The sequence below is a fragment of the Hafnia sp. CBA7124 genome (assembly GCF_002355555.1).
GTDB classification, from domain to species: Bacteria; Pseudomonadota; Gammaproteobacteria; order Enterobacterales; family Enterobacteriaceae; genus Hafnia; species Hafnia alvei.
This window is the reverse complement of sequence record NZ_AP017469.1, coordinates 3903708-3920475: the sequence shown is the minus strand read 5'-3', so window position 1 is coordinate 3920475 and position 16768 is coordinate 3903708. Positions and strand designations below refer to the sequence as shown.

Genomic DNA, 16768 nt, shown 5'->3' with positions numbered 1-16768 from the left:
ATCACCAGAATAAGCAAAAAACTATGCGTATTGGCGCGCTTTTTGCTTGCTGATGACGTCATAGCTATCTGGTTTATCATGCTTTTTGTTTCTTAATGCCATGTGGCGTTAGCTCTATTTTTATAATGAATTAAATAGCTAATGAGAGTGTGTAATGAATCCAATCAATAAAACTAATGCCCCTGATAAAATATCACCGGAGATGCGTGATGTATTGCGTGTTCAGTATGAAAATGCAAAACCAATCGCAGCGGATGCTGATAATTCAACGATTAGACAAGCTTATATTGAGGAGCGAAAGTATTGGAATGAGGAGGGGCCTAAAATGCTTAAGACCCTACATGAAAAGATAGCTACTTCTTACGGAGAAATCAGCGTAAGAATATATTATCCACAGCGTGAAACGGCGGCAACGATCTTTTATTTACACGGCGGTGGTTTTATTGTCGGTAATCTTGATACTCACGACCGTATTATGCGTTTATTAGCCGATTACACCGGATGCGCCGTGATTGGCGTTGACTATACGCTTTCGCCTGAAGCACATTTTCCGCAGGCTATCGAAGAGACGGTTGCGGTATGTCGCTATTTTTCTCAGCGTGCAGCGGACTATCAACTCAATATGCAGTCAATTGGTTTTGCCGGAGATTCTGCCGGTGCAATGTTGGCGCTAGCAACGGCGTTATGGCTGCGCGATCGCGAGATAGACTGTGGTCATGTTAAAGGCGTTCTGCTTTATTACGGACTTTATGGATTACAGGATTCTGCCAGCCGTCGATTATACGGCGGAGTCTGGGACGGTTTAACCGGGCCCGATATTGAATTTTATCAGCACGCCTATTTGGCTAATGAACACGATAAAGAGTCACCTTATTACTGTCTGTTTAATAACGATCTTAGCCATAACATACCCGCCTGTTTTATTGCCACCGCAGAATTTGATCCGCTGATTGACGACAGTATTGCGCTGCATCGCACGCTTTCTGAACATCAACAACCTTGCCGCTATAAAATGTATCCCGGTACGCTGCATGCGTTTTTGCATTATTCGCGCATGATGGAAAGTGCCGATCGGGCATTGCGCGACGGCGCCCGCTATTTTTGCGAGCAGCTTGAAGCATGACAAAAATAGGCAATTAAAAAGCGGGCAGTCGATCAATGTTGATCATTTAAGCTTGATTTTAGGGGGACCATACCGATGGGGTCGTAGCGGCGAAGCCGCCGGAGCGCCCCGCGGTATGGTAGACCCGTGTATCTCGATCTCTTAAACGATCTGCATTAGCCAGTTAATCTGATTGCCCGCCAGTATTTTTAATACAGATCCATCTGGCTGGTTTTATCCAGCGATAAATTGCGTGTTTCGGGCGCTAAAAATATGGATACGACCATGCCAAAAAGCGAGATCCCCGCACCGGCCAGCATCGTCATTGCGATCCCATGCTGTTGCATAAACAGCGGAAGCGCATAGGTTGACACCACGGTGCCAATCCGGCTGAGCGACATCGCTGCGCCCACGGCGGAAGCGCGAATGTGAGTAGGGAAAAGTTCGTTTGGATAGAGCCATTGTAAAATGCCGGGGCCGCCTGAGAAAAATGCATAAAGCGCAAAGGCTGACACAATCAGCGTAATACTAGGGTCGGGAACAATTCCTAACACCGCTAACGCGAGCGTCATAATGGCAAAGCTGCCAATTAACAACGGACGGCGTCCGATGCTGTTGAGCCAATACATCGCAGGCAAGCAGCCAATCAAAAAGAACAGGCTAATCACCACGTTGCCGAGCACGGCCTCTTTGCCTTCGTTGAGCCCCAGCAGGCTGATAATTTGTGGGCCGAAGGTATAGATGCCAAACATCGGTATCACCTGACACGTCCAAATAATGGCGACAAACAAAATCGATGTTAGGTGCCTGCGGGTGAAAATCTGGCTATAACGCGTTTCCTGTGGGGCTTCGTCATCGAATACCACGTGTTCGCCAAACAGCTTAAACATCAGCGCACGGCACTCTTCAACACGCCCTTTACGAATTAGCCAGCGAGGAGACTCGGGCAGTTCAAAACGTCCTAACAAAATGATAATGCAGGGAATAACCGCGCTGCCCAACATCCAGCGCCAGCCGTTTTCGACGTCATATAACAGATAGCCCACAACGTCGGCGGCGGTTGCACCGATGTACCACATCGCGGCGATAAACCCCATGGTGAAAGCGCGCTGACGCGTGGTAGAAAATTCGGCAATCATCGAGGTGGCAATGGGGTAATCTGCGCCGATCACAATACCTATCAGAAAACGCAGGATCACCAGCTCCAGCGGCGATGTCACAAACATGGTCGCGGCAGAGATAATACCGATGGCAATAATATCAATCAGAAACATCAACCGGCGGCCAAGCACATCGGCGATGTAGCCAAACAATGATGTACCGATAAACAGCCCAACCAGCGTTGCGATCCCGACTAACCCCACCCAGCGAGCGTCGAGCTGTAACACCGGAGTCAGCTGTTCGAGTGCAATACCGATGATGACCAGCACGTAGCCATCGAGAAAAGGGCCACCGCTTCCCCACAGCATAATTTTGCGGTGGATCGGGGTAAAACTGATGTCATCAAACCTTTTGGATTTTTCCATAATGGTGGTTTTAATCAGCCTGATAGCTGCTTAGCTCTGGCATTTATCGCAGAGCTAAGTGGCTATAGTGGGTAAAAAAAGTGACAGAGACGGGCAGGCCAGAATATCGTTTTTTAGCCGTAGCGATATTCAACGCCAAAGGTGCCACGCGGGTAGTTCCACTCATCTAAAACGGAATCACGGCATAGGATCCGGCAGGTGCCGCATTCTAGGCAGCCCGCGTAATCAAAGCGGATAGTTCCATCCGGCTGGAGCTTGTATAGCCCCGCCGGACAGGCCAGCGTGAGGGTATGAAACGCCGCCATATCAGGGTTTTCGCGAATGATGATATGCGGATGCCCTTCATCAACGTGGAACTTGTTAATGCCTAATTTCACATCAACGTTAACGGGCTCATTGACGGGGGAATTGGCGGGTTTGACGGATTCGGTCATAGCGCGGTCACTCCTTTAATGCCGTCTTTCAACAGGTTGAGATAGCCAATTTTCTTGCAGTGACGCATCACCATTTTGCGGATTGGCTGCGGCGGCTGGCCGTTGACGGTGAACATATCCGCCATGATGTCGGCGACCATCTGTGGGTATTGGGTAAACATGCGCGGGTTTTCCAGCATGGCAGGGACTTTGCGGTAGTGGCGTAAATCCTTCATAACCGGCAATTCTTCTAGCAACGTGAGATAACCGTTCAATCCCTGCTCGCTGAAATTATTGGCCTCTTTGGCTTGCAGCACGGCGCGTGCGGCCGCTTCACCAGAGGCAATCGCCATATCCATTCCACGGATAGTGAATCCCAGATTCATGCACATGCCTGCGGCATCACCGGCGATAAGCACGCCGTTACCCACCAATTTGGGCTGCATATTAATTCCGGCTTCAGGCACTACGTGTGCGGCGTATTCCACGGTTTTGCCACCGGCGATTAATGGACGAACGGTTGGATGCTGTTTGAAATCCTCCAGCATTTGCGGTACTGATTTTTCCGCATCGGCAATATGGCTGAGGCCAACAACGATACCTAAAGACAATGAATCACCGTTGGTATACAGAAAGCCACCGCCCATCAGACCGTTAGACGGCGTTCCGGCAAACAGCCACGCGGCGCCTTCGTTTTCCGTTAGGCTAAAGCGCGCTTCGAGCAGTTCACGCGGCAGTTCAATCAGCTCTTTCACCCCAACGGCCACATGCTTGGCAGAAACCTGTTTCTGCACCATGCCCAGCTGTTCGGCCAACAGCGCGTTAACGCCTTCAGCGAGGATCACCACGTTGGCTTCTAAAATATCGCCATCGGCTTCAACGCCGATCACTTTGCCATCGCGCTCAATCAGCTTATCTACGCGGATCCCAGGAACGAATTGCGCACCGGCGGCTTCAGCCTGTTCCATCAACCAAGGATCGAATTTACTGCGCAAAACCGAATAGGAATCCTGCGCCGGTTCGGCCGCATTGGCATGGTGATAATCCAACGTGACTGCGCTGTCGTCGGTAAGAAACGATATTTTTTCGCGGGTAATGCGGCGCTCAACGGGCGCATGGGCCGCAAAATCGGAAATGATGCGTTCTAAGCTGTGCCCATACAGGCGACCACCGGTGACGTTTTTGGCTCCCGCATGATTACCTCGCTCGATAACCAATACGTTAGCGCCTTCTCGGGCAAGCACTAGCGCCGCAACGCAGCCAGACAGGCCCGCGCCAACAATAATGGCGTCAAAGACATCTTCAGACATAGGCTCTCCAAATTCGATGGAGCACGGAAGCCATTGGCTAATCCGTGCTCCGTCGATATTTTATCGTTTTAGTTTTTCTGTCAGAGCAGGGACGATCTTCATCAGATCGCCGACGATCCCGTAATCCGCGTATTGGAAGATCGGGGCGTTTTTATCTTTGTTGATGGCCATCAGGATCTGCGCACCGTTGGCGCCGACCATGTGCTGGATCTGGCCAGAAATCCCCAGCGCCAGATAGAGTTCTGGTTTGATCATGATCCCTGAAATGCCCACGTAGCGTTCACGATCCATCCATTTTTCGTTTTCGGCGACCGGACGCGAGCATCCCAGCTCTGCACCAATGGCATTGCTTAACGCCGCCGCAATGGCGATGTTTTCCTGTGAACCGATGCCGCGCCCAACGCTCACCACCAAACGTGCTTTGCCAAGATCGACGCTTTCGCCTTGTTTGGCTCGACGTGATACGCAGGAAATTGCATGGGCTGGTGGGATAAAGGCCAGCGTTTCGGCATTGCCTACTAAGGCACTGTCTTCTGATACCGCAGGGAATACGCCGCTGGCGAGCGTGATGACGGCGTAGTCGGTGGTGATTTTCTCTTTGCCGAAGGCTAAACCGCCGTAAACCATGTGCGTGGCAACCGGGTATCCGTCTTCGAGGCTTAGCTCAGCGGCATCGTTAACTACCCCAGCGTTTAGGCGAGCGCCTAAGCGCGCTGCCAGCGTTTTGCCGCGACGGGTTGCGGGCAGCAGCAATAAAGCGCGCGAGCTATGACTATACGTCTTGATCGCCTGAGCCAGAGTATCGGCATAATCTTCAATGATGCGATCGGCGGGCTGTTCGCCAATATGGTAAACGGCGTTAGCGCCGAGACGGAAAGCCAAAGCTGATTGCTCAGCGCTGTGGCTGATGACGTGAATAATTTCACCCAGCTCGCGTGCACCGCCAATCAGCTCGGGTAGATGTGAGTGGGTGTCACTGAACACCCATACTGTTGCAAACTTGCTCATATTGCCCCCAATTAGCTAATGACTTTGCGCAGATGCTCTGCGAATTCTGAAATTTGATCGTCGCTATCGCCTTCGATAATGACCCGCCCACGCGCTTTCTGCTGTGGAGCCTGTACGCTCAGCAACTCGGTGTATGGCGTGATCTCTGGCAGTTCCAGATCGGCTGGCTGCCACGCGGTTACCGGCTTTTTAGCCGCGCCGAGAATGGCTTTCATGGAGGGGATTTGAGGCGTATTGATGTCAGTGGATACCGAAATCACCGCAGGCAGCGGAATGGTTAAGGTTTCAACTTCGTCTTCTAGCGTGCGTTCAACCTGAATGCTGTCGTCGCTGAGGGATACGATCCGGCTCACCCCGTTGATGGAGGCGACGCCTAGCGCCTCGCCGAGCAGTAATCCAACCTGCTGTGCATAAAGATCGGCTGAGCCGTCACCACAAAGAATTAAATCAAAACCGGTTTTTCGCGCAGCGGCCGCCAGCAGGGCAGACGTTTGGTGAGGAAGCATCTTCTCCAAACCTGCGCTGGAAACGACAACTAACTCATCAGGGCCGCGAGACAGCACGTCTTTGCGGCCTTTGGCGTTGGACAGCGCTTCGCCACCCACGCTCATCGCCGTAATCTGGATGGTGTCATTAAGCGATTTCAAGCCGATCGCTGCTTCGATAGCGTTGAGATCGAATTGGCTAATTTTGGCATCCGCTTTGCTGAGATTCAGAGAGCCATCACTATTGACGGTGATATCCTGCTCCTCGGGGATGAGTTTGTAACATGCAATAATTTTCATCACTTCTCCGATTTCGATAGGCAATACAATATCCGTAATACCCTGTACATAAGACGATGCCCGTAATGACAGGTGTAATTATTTCTGCAGCGAGAAACGCTAGGCAAAGATAAATAAAAATAACGAAAGCGAAGGTTCGCTATATATATAAATGTGTGTACGCCATAGCCGATTTAAACGCTATTAGTGGTGTAATTAAAATCACTAAAATAAAGAATGGATTAAATTAATTAATATCTAATAAAGGTATCCCTGTAAGTTGTTATTCGTGCCTTGTTATCACGCTAATAGAAATACCATGATTCACCAGACCAAAATAATACCTAGATCACCAATATTGAACGACTTAGGGGCAAAAAACCTTCGTGGATAATGTTTTAATTTTGTTATTTTTATGATTTTAAAGGATTTAATTTGTGTTCCTCATTCGAGGCGCTTGGGCATGTATTGGGTGTCAGAAAATAGTTTGATTAAGATCACGGATTATTGAACAGCCAAATCTCATTATATCTCGGCGTTAAACGGTAAAGGCTGCACACATTCAATCAGATACCTTTAACTATTATTAGCCGAAGTTTTAACAGATATTTTTGGCAAGCTAAATAACTCGTAATAACTAGATTCACCATTAATTGAAAATTTACCTGCAAAATTAGTGTTGGTGTTCTGTCTTTTCATGACAGAAATTCTGACGTTTATTCTGAATATTGCATCTCAAGTTGTTATGGCAAGGAACTCCTTTCCATGAGGGAAATGTGTAAATGAAGACAGAAACGAGCAAACGGAAAATAGGGATAGAACCGAAGGTTTTTTTCCCGTCATTGATAATTGTCGCACTACTTTGTTATTTAACTATCCGTGATCTGAACGCCTCTAATATCGTGATTAATTCGGTATTCAACTACATCACAACGCAGTGGGGATGGGCGTTTGAGTGGTATATGGTCGTGATGTTTGTCGGCTGGTTCTGGCTGATCTTTGGCCCTTTTGCCCAGCGTCGTCTCGGCGAAGAAGCGCCAGAGTTCAGCACCGTAAGCTGGATCTTCATGATGTTCGCCTCCTGTACCTCAGCCGCCGTGCTGTTTTGGGGATCGATTGAGATCTACTACTACGTTTCTTCTCCACCGTTTGGCTTAACGCCATTTTCAAACCCAGCTAAAGATCTTGGCTTAGCGTATAGCCTGTTTCACTGGGGGCCTTTACCGTGGGCAACCTACAGCTTCCTCGCCGTGGCGTTCGGATACTTCCTGTATGTGAAGAAAATCGACGTGGTGCGCCCAAGCGGTACGCTGGTGCCACTTTTTGGTGAAAAACGCTGCAACGGAATTATTGGCACCATCATCGACAACCTGTATTTGGTGGCGCTGATTTTGGCGATGGGAACCAGCCTTGGGCTTGCAACACCGCTGGTGACCGAATGTATTCAGTATTTGTTCGGGGTGCCGCACACGTTAGAGCTGGATGCGCTGATTATCTCTTGTTGGGTGGTGTTTAACGCTGTGTGCGTTGCCTTTGGCTTGCAGCGCGGGGTTAAGGTGGCTAGCGACGTTCGAAACTATCTCAGCCTGATCCTGCTGGCGTGGGTATTCATCATCGGCGCGAGCAGCTTCACCATCAACTATTTCACTGATTCTGTTGGCATTCTGCTCTCTAACTTTACGCGTATGCTGTTCTACACCGATGCAGTCGGCAAGAGTGGATTCCCGCAGGCGTGGACGGTGTTCTATTGGGCATGGTGGATCGTTTACGGCATCCAGATGTGCATCTTCTTAGCGCGTATTTCTAAGGGCCGTACCGTGCGCCAGCTCTGCTTGGGAATGGTTGGTGGGTTAACGGCTTCAACGTGGTTGCTGTGGACCATCTTGGGCAGCAATACGCTCTCCCTGATCAATAACGGCAAAATCAACATCCCGCAGATCATTGAACAACACGGGGTGGCGCGCGCCATCATTGAAACCTGGGCCACGTTGCCGCTCAGCACCGTCACGATGTGGGCGTTCTTTATTCTGTGCTTCCTCGCCACCGTCACGCTCATTAACGCCTGTTCCTACACGCTGGCCATGTCGACCTGTAAGGGCGCAAACGGCTATGACGAACCGCCGATTTGGGTTCGCGTTGGCTGGTCTGTGCTGGTAGGCGTTATCGGCATCATTCTGCTGGCGCTCGGCGGGCTGAAACCGATTCAAACCGCGATCATTGCCGGAGGATGTCCGCTTTTCTTCGTCAACATACTGATAACCATATCTTTCTTAAAAGATGCTAAGGCTACGCACTGGAAATACTAAGCGTTTTACCCTGTTTGAATTCGAACGATATTAACCACCAAGAGGCCTGATTTATGAATTTTGCACTGTCTGACGAACAAGAGTTATTTGTTTCCGGTATCCGCGACCTGATGGCGCAAGAAAACTGGGAAGCGTACTTCGCGGAATGTGACCGTAACAGCGAATATCCAGAGCGGTTCGTCAAAGAACTGGCCGATATGGGCATTGATAGCCTGCTGTTGCCAGAAGAGCACGGCGGTTTGGATGCGGGCTTTGTTACCTTAGCCGCCGTGTGGGCGGAGCTTGGACGCCTTGGTGCGCCAACCTATGTGCTGTATCAGCTGCCGGGTGGATTTAACACGGTGCTGCGTGAAGGAACGGAGGAGCAAATCGACAAGATTATGGCTTTCCGCGGCACCGGCAAGCAGATGTGGAACTCGGCAATTACCGAACCTGGCGCGGGCTCTGACGTGGGCAGCATGCAAACATCGTATACCCGTAAAAACGGCAAAGTTTATCTCAACGGCAGCAAATGCTTCATCACCAGCAGCGCGCATACGCCTTACATCGTGGTGATGGCGAGGGATGCGGCTTCACCGGATAAAGCGATTTTCTCTGAATGGTTTGTGGATATGAGCAAGCCGGGTGTGAAGGTCAATAAGTTGGAAAAGCTAGGTCTGCGCATGGATAGCTGCTGCGAGATCCTGTTCGACAACGTTGAGCTCGAAGAAAAAGACATGTTCGGACGCGAAGGTAACGGCTTCAATCGCGTGAAAGAAGAGTTTGATCACGAACGTTTTATCGTCGCACTCACCAACTACGGCACCGCATTCTGTGCTTTTGAAGACGCCGCGCGTTATGCCAACCAGCGTGTTCAGTTTGGCGAAGCCATTGGGCGCTTCCAGCTGATCCAAGAAAAGTTTGCTCACATGGCTATCAAACTGAACTCAATGAAAAACATGCTGTTTGAAGCAGCATGGAAGAGTGATAACGGTTTGATGACCTCCGGCGATGCCGCAATGTGCAAATACTTCTGCGCTAACGCCGCTTTTGAAGTGGTGGATTCGGCGATGCAGGTACTCGGTGGCGTGGGGATCGCAGGCGATCATCGTATTACCCGCTTCTGGCGCGATCTGCGCGTGGATCGTGTGTCCGGTGGTTCGGATGAAATGCAGATCCTAACGCTGGGTCGTGCGGTGCTGAAGCAGTATCGGTAATAGACAACAGATTAAGTCAGATATTAGGGAGAGCGTACCGATGGGGTCGTAGCGGGCTTGCCCGCTGACTACTTTGTCTGGAGCAAAGTTGAACAACGCTTTAGCGTTGGCCCGTAGGGGGGAACACAAGGATGTGTTCCATAACGGCCCCGCGGTGCGCTATGCCCGGGTATCTCGGGTTAAAAGGCGGTGTTGTAGTGACTACACCATCTCTCATTGTGAAGGAATATTTTATGTCTATGCCAACATTTGGCCCGCTGGCGGGTTTACGCGTGGTCTTTTCTGGAATTGAAATCGCAGGCCCTTTTGCAGGGCAAATGTTTGCCGAGTGGGGCGCTGAAGTTATTTGGATCGAAAATGTCTCCTACGGCGATACGATCCGCATTCAGCCAAATTATCCGCAGCTTTCACGCCGTAATTTACATGCGCTGTCGCTGAATATCTTTAAAGACGAAGGGCGTGAAGCTTTCTTAAAGCTGATGGAAACCACCGATATATTTATTGAAGCCAGTAAAGGCCCCGCCTTTGCGCGTCGTGGTATTAGCGATGAAGTGCTTTGGGAACGAAATCCCAAGCTGATTATTGTGCACCTGTCAGGTTTTGGTCAGTACGGCACGCCGGAATACACCAATTTGGCGGCTTACAACACCATTGCGCAGGCATTCAGCGGATACCTGATCCAGAACGGTGATAAAGATCAGCCGATGCCTGCATTCCCATATACCGCCGATTATTTCTCCGGCCTGACGGCGACCACCTCGGCGCTGGCGGCGTTGTATAAAATGCAACAAACGGGCGTGGGCGAAAGTATTGATGTGGCGATGTATGAAGTGATGTTGCGCATGGGGCAATACTTCATGATGGACTACTTCAACGGCGGCGAAGTGTGCCCACGTATGACCAAAGGCAAAGATCCGTATTACGCGGGCTGTGGCCTGTACAAATGCCAAGATGGTTACATTGTGATGGAGCTGGTTGGCGTTAACCAAATGCAGGGAATGTTTGAGGATATGGGCATTGCGCACCTGCTGGGCACGCCTGAAATCCCTGTCGGCACACAGTTAATCCATCGCGTCGAATGCCCGTTTGGCGAGCTGGTTGAAGCCAAACTGGATGAATATTTGGCGACGAAGCCGTATGAAGAGGCGCTGGCGCGCTTTGCTGAACTCAATATTGCCTCAGCGAAAGTCCTGACTATTCCTGAATTAGAAGGCAATCCACAGTATATCGCCCGTGAATCTCTCACGACGTGGAACACCATCGATGGCCGCACCTACAAAGGGCCAAATGTCATGCCGAAGTTTAAGAATAACCCAGGGCAAATTTGGCGTGGAATGCCAACGCACGGCATGGATACCGCGACCATTCTTGCCAGTATTGGTTATTCTGATGCCGACATTGAAACGCTGGTGGCTAAAGGTTTAGCCAAGGCTGACTAGGCACTGAAATTATTTGGGTAGATAGATATGGATATGATAGGCAAACGAAGCTTGCGTCAGGCTTGGGATGATTTAGCGGATATGCACGGTGATAAAACGGCGCTTGTCTTCGAAGATCAGGCAAGGCAGGTTTCTCAATATAGCTATATTCAGTTAAATAAAGAAATTAATCGCACGGCTAATCTATTTCATTCACTGGGTGTGAATAAGGGCGATAAAGTTGCTCTGCATCTTAATAACTGTGCTGAATTTATATTTTGCTGGTTTGGCTTAGCGAAAATTGGTGCAATCGTTGTGCCTATCAACGCCAATCTATTACGTGAGGAGAGCGCTTATATCATAAATCAGTGTGAGGCCAAAATGGTGGTGACCTCCACGGAATTTTATTCTATCTACGCCGACCTCACGTCAAAGAATTCGTCTTTTTTGTGGCCCATTATTTTAATTGATAATGATATAGATCCTCAGAGTTCCCGCGATGTTCTTTATTTTCACCCATTGCAAAAGACTCAGCCTGATACGCTTATCTATTCGGTGGAGCTTAATAGCGATGATGTGGCGGAAATTCTTTTTACCTCAGGCACCACTTCCAGCCCGAAAGGCGTGGTGATCACCCACCACAATTTGTTATTTGCGGGCTACTACACGGCTTGGCAATGCGCACTACGGGCAGATGACGTTTATTTAACGCCGATGCCAGCCTTTCACATTGATTGTCAGTGTACCGCTGCGATGCCCACATTTACGGCGGGAGCCACCTTTGTGCTGCTTGAAAAATACAGCGCCCGGGCGTTTTGGGGGCAGGTATGCCAATACCGCGCCACCGTGACGGAATGCATCCCTCTGATGATAAAAACGCTGATGATGCAGCCGCCTATGCCGTGGGAAAAACAGCATAACCTGCGCGAGGTGCTGTTTTATCTTAATTTGTCCGAGCAAGAAAAAGATGAATTTATTCAGCGTTTTGGTGTGCGGTTACTCACCTCGTATGGCATGACCGAAACCATCGTGGGCGCCATTGGCGACAGGCCCGGAGATAAGCGCCGCTGGCCGTCGATTGGGAGAGTGGGTATGGGCTATGAAGCTCAAATCAGCGATGCACAAGGCAATGAAATGCCGGTGGGAAAAACGGGTGAAATTTGGATAAAAGGCATTCCGGGAAAAACGCTGTTCAAAGAGTATTACAAACTGCCTCAGGAAAGTGCGCGAACCCTGAACGCCGACGGATGGTTGCGTACCGGTGATTACGGTTATCGAGATGATGACGGATATTTTTATTTTGTTGAGCGCAGCTGCAACATGATTAAGCGTAGCGGGGAAAATATCTCCTGCGTTGAAATAGAAAATATTATCTCAACCCATCCAAAAATTATGGACGTCGCGGTGATTGGTTTAAAAGACTCGATCCGAGATGAAGCGATAAAAGCCGTCGTGGTTTTAAATGACGGTGAGTTTATGACGGAAAAAGAGTTCTTCACGTTCTGTGAAAATAACATGGCAAAATTCAAGGTTCCCTCTTTCTTTGAAATAAGAACGAGTCTACCTAGAAGCTGCTCGGGAAAAGTAATTAAAAAAAGCCTGGTTGAAGTTTCTTATTAAGATGAGGTCTTAGCATGAGTGAATTACATATTAAGCGGAATGGCTACATTCTAGAAATTACGTTAGACAGACCGAAAGCCAATGCGATTGATGCCAAAACAAGTTTTGCGATGGGCGAAGCGTTTATCGCTTTTCGTGACGATCCTGAGCTACGCGTCGCCATTATTACCGGTGCGGGGGAGCGTTTCTTTTCTGCGGGTTGGGATTTAAAAGCCGCCGCCGAGGGTGAAGCGCCCGATGCTGATTTCGGCCCCGGCGGTTTTGCTGGCCTCACCGAACTGTTTAATTTGGATAAGCCGGTGATCGCCGCGGTCAATGGTTATGCCTTTGGCGGCGGGTTCGAATTGGCGCTGGCTGCCGATATGATCGTCTGCTCGCGCAATGCCAGTTTCTCTGTGCCTGAGGCTAAGTTAGGGATTGTGCCAGACAGCGGCGGAATGCTGCGTTTGCCGAAGATTTTACCTCCAGCGATTGCGATGGAAATGATGATGACAGGTCGCAGCATGGACGCGGAGGAAGCGCTGCGCTGGGGCGTGGTGAATGCGGTGGTGGAGAGCGAACAGCTCATGCCACATGCCCGCGAACTGGCGGCGCAAATTGCGGCTAATGCACCACTTGCCGTCGCGGCGATTAAAGAAATTTATCGTGAAACCAGCGAGCTGGCGGTTGAAGAAGGGTATCGTCATGCACGCAGCGGCAAACTAAAACACTATCCATCGGTATTGCACTCTGAAGATGCGCTGGAAGGGCCAACCGCCTTTGCGGAAAAACGTGAACCGGTCTGGAAAGGACGCTAGTTTCATGGCGTGTAAGCCGGAGAGACAGCAGCAGAGCGCCGGTACAGCAAACAACTCAGCAAGCAATGCGGGTATGCAAAGTTTGCTGGGGTCACGCTATGTGACGTGTCCGGGCTGCCAACAGCGCATTAGGGGCCAACTGTACAGCATGCTGAATCAGTGCCAAACGTGGTGCCCAAGGTGCAAGAAAAATGTCTCTTCATGCGTGGGATAACAGCGCGATAGGATTATCACAGCGGTCAGAAATAGGGCCGCTGCTTTAATTTTGAACGCCATATAAAACATGTTGCTGGAGCAATAGAAAATCAATGGCGACACAATAAATACAGAACTTAAATATTATTTTTTAAAGATCTCACCTTTCTGACATGCATCATAATGCGGTTAGCATTTCCTCAATACGTCGCTGGCATAAGATACAATTCGCTTAACCTTCTAAGGATATCTCTGCTGATGGCGGGGAGATGAAGCAATATTCTGCAATTGATTTATTCACATTGATTCATTCGCATTGATGTATTCGCTTAGATATCGCTGCCGATATCCCCTCTCCGAATATCCTGTTTATTGGTTTTAAAAATTTTAGACAAAGCCCCATCGAAGCGCTCTGCTATGGCTGGCTTTGCCCACACAATATGCTATTGAGACAAACGCTATGACCACCCAAGCCCGCATGAAATTTGCCATCGATGATGGCTCTACCAACGTCAAAATCAGTTGGATTGAGAACGGCACGCTAAAAACCGTTGTTTCCCCTAATTCATTCCGTAAAGACTGGAAAAGTGCGGCCCTGCTGCGCGGGCAAAAGGTATTCAACTACACCATTGGCACCACCAAATACACCTACGATGCGACCTCCGATAAAGCATTATCGACCACGCATATCGAGTATCAGTATGACGATTTAAATCTGCTGGCGGTGCACCATGCCCTGCTGCAAAGCGGTCTTGAGCCGTGTGAAGTTGACGTAGTGGTGACGCTGCCGATCACCCAGTTTTATAACCCCGATGACTGCCAGCGCAACGAAGATAAAATTGAAGCCAAACGCCGCAATCTGATGCGCGAAATCTCGCTGAACAAAGGCGAGCTGTTCAAAATCGTTGGCGTTGAGGTGATGCCAGAAAGTTTGCCTGCGGCGCTTTCACATTTATTGAATTCTGAAACCAGCGAATTCACCCGCTCTTTAGTGGTCGACTGCGGCGGCACAACGTTGGATATGGGCGTCATCGTCGGTGAATTTGACGACGTATCTGCGATTTACGGCAACAACGAAATCGGTGTGGCGATGGTGACGGATGCCATTCGCAAAGCGCTGGCTTCTGCCGACAGCGATTCAAGCTATTTGGTGGCGAATGAGCTGATTAAACGCCGCCACGATATGGCTTTCGTGCGTAGCGTGGTGAATGACGAAACGCGTATTCCAGATATCTTGCAGCGCATTGAAACCAAAATTCGTGAGCTAGGCGATCAGGTGGCCTATGAAGCGAAGAAGTTTGCTAAAAACCCAAACCGCGTTTATCTGGTAGGCGGTGGAGCAACGCTGGTGGAAGAAGCGATCCGCGAAGCCTATTCCACGCTGGGCGATCGCATTATCACCATTGATAATCCGCAGAGCGCGTTGTCGCGTGAAATTTGCCTGTATCATTCAGAGTCTGGGGCCGATGCGCTGGCAGAGCCTTTGATGCTTGAGGTAGAGGAAAATGAGTAAAGGGCAGACGAGCCGAGTTAACTTCTCGCTTTATCTCAGCCCCGCTCAGTCTCAGGCCGATTTACGTACTATGACGGTGTTGCAACAGCTGCATCGTCAGCTAAAACAGAGCGGTAGCGATCGCAACGATGTAAATATGGAAACCCGTACTTTTCATCGTAATGTGTATCTGGCGGGTTTACAGCTGCATCAGCTCAACCCGCAGCTCTGTCATCATGTGGCAGAATCGATAGGGCGTGAACACTTAACGCTGCCCGAACTGGCTGAAGAACTGGTGCGCTGCGAGCTTTTACCGGTAGAGATTCCAGCGGCGTCTTCAGCGCAAAATACCGATTTCTCGGCACAGCAGTTAGAGCAACTGCGTCAGGTGTTTGAGCAGTCGATCCCTGAAGTCAAAACCGTTGAATCAATGCATTCCGCGGTGAGTGAAACGATACAAGCCGAAGGGATTAGCGCTGAGCAACAGGCTGAGTTTACGCATCTGCGCAGCGAGCTTGCGCGGATGAGCAAACTGCTGGAACAGCAAAATTTACAGCTCCAGCAATTGCGCCTTAGCCAGCGAGCGCCTGCCGTCGTAGAACCAACCCGTAACGGCAACGCGGAAGAGGTCGATCTGGCTGATATCGCACCACCGACCGAAAAAATGAAAAAAATCCGTCAGAAAGGGATTTTTTAAGTTGGGGAACTAGCCTGACTTTCATGAATAAAAAGCCACGTTTAACGTGGCTTTTTTACGAATACTGATACCGACCGAATCGCATTAGAAAAACAGGTCTGGTCTAACGTTAAAGCGCTTTGAGAGTGCTTTGATATGCTCAATGGTTAATGAGCGTTTGCCGGATAAAATCATGCTGACGAGGCTTTTTGAACCAATTTCTGAGGCTAAATCTGAGTAGGAAAGCTGATGTTGTTCGATAAGAACCCGTAGCGCGGCCACGCCAGTAGGCATATCAGTCACGGCCTGATTGAAGGCTTTAAATCGCTCATTGTTATCTTCATATTCAGCAATTTTTAACGCTAGAAAATCTATTAGCGGGCTTTCGTCATCGTGCTCGATAAGATAATCAACCATAGCGAGCGCATCGCGATAGGCCTCCTCAGAAGTATTGCCGCCTAAAAAAGGCACGGCATCTGCCAATACTTTTGCGGCCTCTAGCGCTTTGGTCGGTTCTAAAATCATTCTTTTATCTCCCGGTACTGCCTCGTTAGCTTGTCATACTCTGCGTGGGTGACGATGTGTTTGACGTAAAAGCGCTGGTTTACAAAGTTGATGTAGGAAATCATCCGCAGATTGTTGCCACCAATGTTGATTACCCACCACTTGTTCCTATATTTGAAGTTATCGAGGTTAGGAAACAGTTTGCGTAATTCTGCAGGACTTTCAAATTCATTCTCTTTAAGCAATCGGTATGCTGCGATGAGAGATGCGGCATCGTTTGGGTATTTTCGCGCGGCGTCTTCAAACGGATCCCTAGATATGATGTGCATGTCAGACTCTCTGTTTACATCATGTGAACATAATAGACGAGCAATGTTTGGTTTACAATATGTGAACTTAACAGTTTTACCCAATCCTTGGTCGCTGATGAGGTAGTCACTC

The 16768-nt window shown here is 49.5% G+C and carries 15 protein-coding genes; 8 read left to right on the top strand and 7 right to left on the bottom strand.

The window, feature by feature from the left end; translation table 11 throughout:
• Window positions 1-154: 154 nt before the first annotated feature.
• Entirely contained in the window at window positions 155-1123 is a 969-nt protein-coding gene (aes, locus tag CPY98_RS17870; protein WP_096388537.1) for an acetyl esterase, read from the top strand.
• Window positions 1124-1311: 188 nt separating this feature from the next.
• Here the strand turns inward: aes and CPY98_RS17865 are convergent, their stop codons facing one another.
• The 5 genes from CPY98_RS17865 to CPY98_RS17845 form a co-directional block, all read right to left on the bottom strand.
• A complete protein-coding gene (locus CPY98_RS17865) occupies window positions 1312-2628 on the bottom strand; it encodes an MFS transporter (protein ID WP_096388536.1) in 1317 nt (438 codons plus the stop codon).
• A gap of 113 nt (window positions 2629-2741) precedes the next feature.
• Window positions 2742-3062, bottom strand: coding sequence for a ferredoxin (locus tag CPY98_RS17860; RefSeq protein ID WP_043489148.1), 321 nt, complete (start codon window positions 3060-3062; stop codon window positions 2742-2744).
• Window positions 3059-4351 (bottom strand): FAD-dependent oxidoreductase FixC, encoded by a 1293-nt coding sequence (gene fixC, locus CPY98_RS17855; RefSeq protein ID WP_096388535.1) that lies wholly within the window; start codon window positions 4349-4351, stop codon window positions 3059-3061. The genes CPY98_RS17860 and fixC overlap by 4 nt, the downstream gene beginning before the upstream one ends.
• Window positions 4352-4411: 60 nt before the next feature.
• A complete protein-coding gene (locus tag CPY98_RS17850; protein WP_096388534.1) occupies window positions 4412-5359 on the bottom strand; it encodes an FAD-binding protein in 948 nt (315 codons plus the stop codon).
• 11 nt (window positions 5360-5370) lie between these two features.
• Entirely contained in the window at window positions 5371-6144 is a 774-nt protein-coding gene (locus tag CPY98_RS17845; protein WP_025798290.1) for an electron transfer flavoprotein, read from the bottom strand.
• Window positions 6145-6905: 761 nt separating this feature from the next.
• Here CPY98_RS17845 and caiT point away from each other — a divergent pair.
• The 7 genes from caiT (at window position 6906) to CPY98_RS17805 (ending at window position 15844) form a co-directional block, all read left to right on the top strand.
• Window positions 6906-8429: an L-carnitine/gamma-butyrobetaine antiporter gene (gene caiT / locus CPY98_RS17840; protein WP_043489156.1), complete on the top strand. Its 1524-nt coding sequence runs from the start codon at window positions 6906-6908 to the stop codon at window positions 8427-8429.
• A gap of 53 nt (window positions 8430-8482) precedes the next feature.
• Window positions 8483-9625, top strand: coding sequence for a crotonobetainyl-CoA dehydrogenase (gene caiA, locus CPY98_RS17835; protein ID WP_025798286.1), 1143 nt, complete (start codon window positions 8483-8485; stop codon window positions 9623-9625).
• A gap of 233 nt (window positions 9626-9858) precedes the next feature.
• Window positions 9859-11064 carry an L-carnitine CoA-transferase gene (caiB, locus tag CPY98_RS17830; protein WP_096388533.1) on the top strand — a complete coding sequence of 402 codons (1206 nt, stop codon included), beginning with the start codon at window positions 9859-9861 and terminating at the stop codon, window positions 11062-11064.
• A gap of 27 nt (window positions 11065-11091) precedes the next feature.
• Complete coding sequence (gene caiC, locus CPY98_RS17825; RefSeq protein WP_096388532.1) at window positions 11092-12663, top strand: crotonobetaine/carnitine-CoA ligase; 1572 nt, start codon at window positions 11092-11094, stop codon at window positions 12661-12663.
• 14 nt (window positions 12664-12677) lie between these two features.
• Window positions 12678-13460 (top strand): crotonobetainyl-CoA hydratase, encoded by a 783-nt coding sequence (gene caiD, locus CPY98_RS17820; protein WP_043489162.1) that lies wholly within the window; start codon window positions 12678-12680, stop codon window positions 13458-13460.
• 673 nt (window positions 13461-14133) lie between these two features.
• The gene (gene parM / locus CPY98_RS17810) at window positions 14134-15168 is read left to right on the top strand and encodes a plasmid segregation protein ParM domain-containing protein (RefSeq protein ID WP_038503035.1); all 1035 of its coding nucleotides are present in this window, start codon (window positions 14134-14136) and stop codon (window positions 15166-15168) included.
• Window positions 15161-15844 carry a hypothetical protein gene (locus tag CPY98_RS17805; RefSeq protein ID WP_096388531.1) on the top strand — a complete coding sequence of 228 codons (684 nt, stop codon included), beginning with the start codon at window positions 15161-15163 and terminating at the stop codon, window positions 15842-15844. Before parM ends, CPY98_RS17805 begins: the two co-directional genes overlap by 8 nt.
• A gap of 84 nt (window positions 15845-15928) precedes the next feature.
• On the opposite strand, the gene CPY98_RS17800 is transcribed toward CPY98_RS17805, so the two are convergent.
• Complete coding sequence (locus CPY98_RS17800; RefSeq protein ID WP_043489166.1) at window positions 15929-16348, bottom strand: type II toxin-antitoxin system HigA family antitoxin; 420 nt, start codon at window positions 16346-16348, stop codon at window positions 15929-15931.
• A complete protein-coding gene (locus CPY98_RS17795; protein ID WP_043489169.1) occupies window positions 16345-16656 on the bottom strand; it encodes a type II toxin-antitoxin system HigB family toxin in 312 nt (103 codons plus the stop codon). The genes CPY98_RS17800 and CPY98_RS17795 overlap by 4 nt, the downstream gene beginning before the upstream one ends.
• Window positions 16657-16768 lie beyond the last annotated feature (112 nt).

Bases quoted from the DNA above. Each gene is read 5' to 3' on its own strand.
- aes (WP_096388537.1), top strand. From the start codon at position 155: ATGAATCCAATCAATAAAACTAATGCCCCTGATAAAATATCACCGGAG.
- CPY98_RS17865 (WP_096388536.1), bottom strand. From the start codon at position 2,628: ATGGAAAAATCCAAAAGGTTTGATGACATCAGTTTTACCCCGATCCAC.
- CPY98_RS17860 (WP_043489148.1), bottom strand. From the start codon at position 3,062: ATGACCGAATCCGTCAAACCCGCCAATTCCCCCGTCAATGAGCCCGTT.
- fixC (WP_096388535.1), bottom strand. From the start codon at position 4,351: ATGTCTGAAGATGTCTTTGACGCCATTATTGTTGGCGCGGGCCTGTCT.
- CPY98_RS17850 (WP_096388534.1), bottom strand. From the start codon at position 5,359: ATGAGCAAGTTTGCAACAGTATGGGTGTTCAGTGACACCCACTCACAT.
- CPY98_RS17845 (WP_025798290.1), bottom strand. From the start codon at position 6,144: ATGAAAATTATTGCATGTTACAAACTCATCCCCGAGGAGCAGGATATC.
- caiT (WP_043489156.1), top strand. From the start codon at position 6,906: ATGAAGACAGAAACGAGCAAACGGAAAATAGGGATAGAACCGAAGGTT.
- caiA (WP_025798286.1), top strand. From the start codon at position 8,483: ATGAATTTTGCACTGTCTGACGAACAAGAGTTATTTGTTTCCGGTATC.
- caiB (WP_096388533.1), top strand. From the start codon at position 9,859: ATGTCTATGCCAACATTTGGCCCGCTGGCGGGTTTACGCGTGGTCTTT.
- caiC (WP_096388532.1), top strand. From the start codon at position 11,092: ATGGATATGATAGGCAAACGAAGCTTGCGTCAGGCTTGGGATGATTTA.
- caiD (WP_043489162.1), top strand. From the start codon at position 12,678: ATGAGTGAATTACATATTAAGCGGAATGGCTACATTCTAGAAATTACG.
- parM (WP_038503035.1), top strand. From the start codon at position 14,134: ATGAAATTTGCCATCGATGATGGCTCTACCAACGTCAAAATCAGTTGG.
- CPY98_RS17805 (WP_096388531.1), top strand. From the start codon at position 15,161: ATGAGTAAAGGGCAGACGAGCCGAGTTAACTTCTCGCTTTATCTCAGC.
- CPY98_RS17800 (WP_043489166.1), bottom strand. From the start codon at position 16,348: ATGATTTTAGAACCGACCAAAGCGCTAGAGGCCGCAAAAGTATTGGCA.
- CPY98_RS17795 (WP_043489169.1), bottom strand. From the start codon at position 16,656: ATGCACATCATATCTAGGGATCCGTTTGAAGACGCCGCGCGAAAATAC.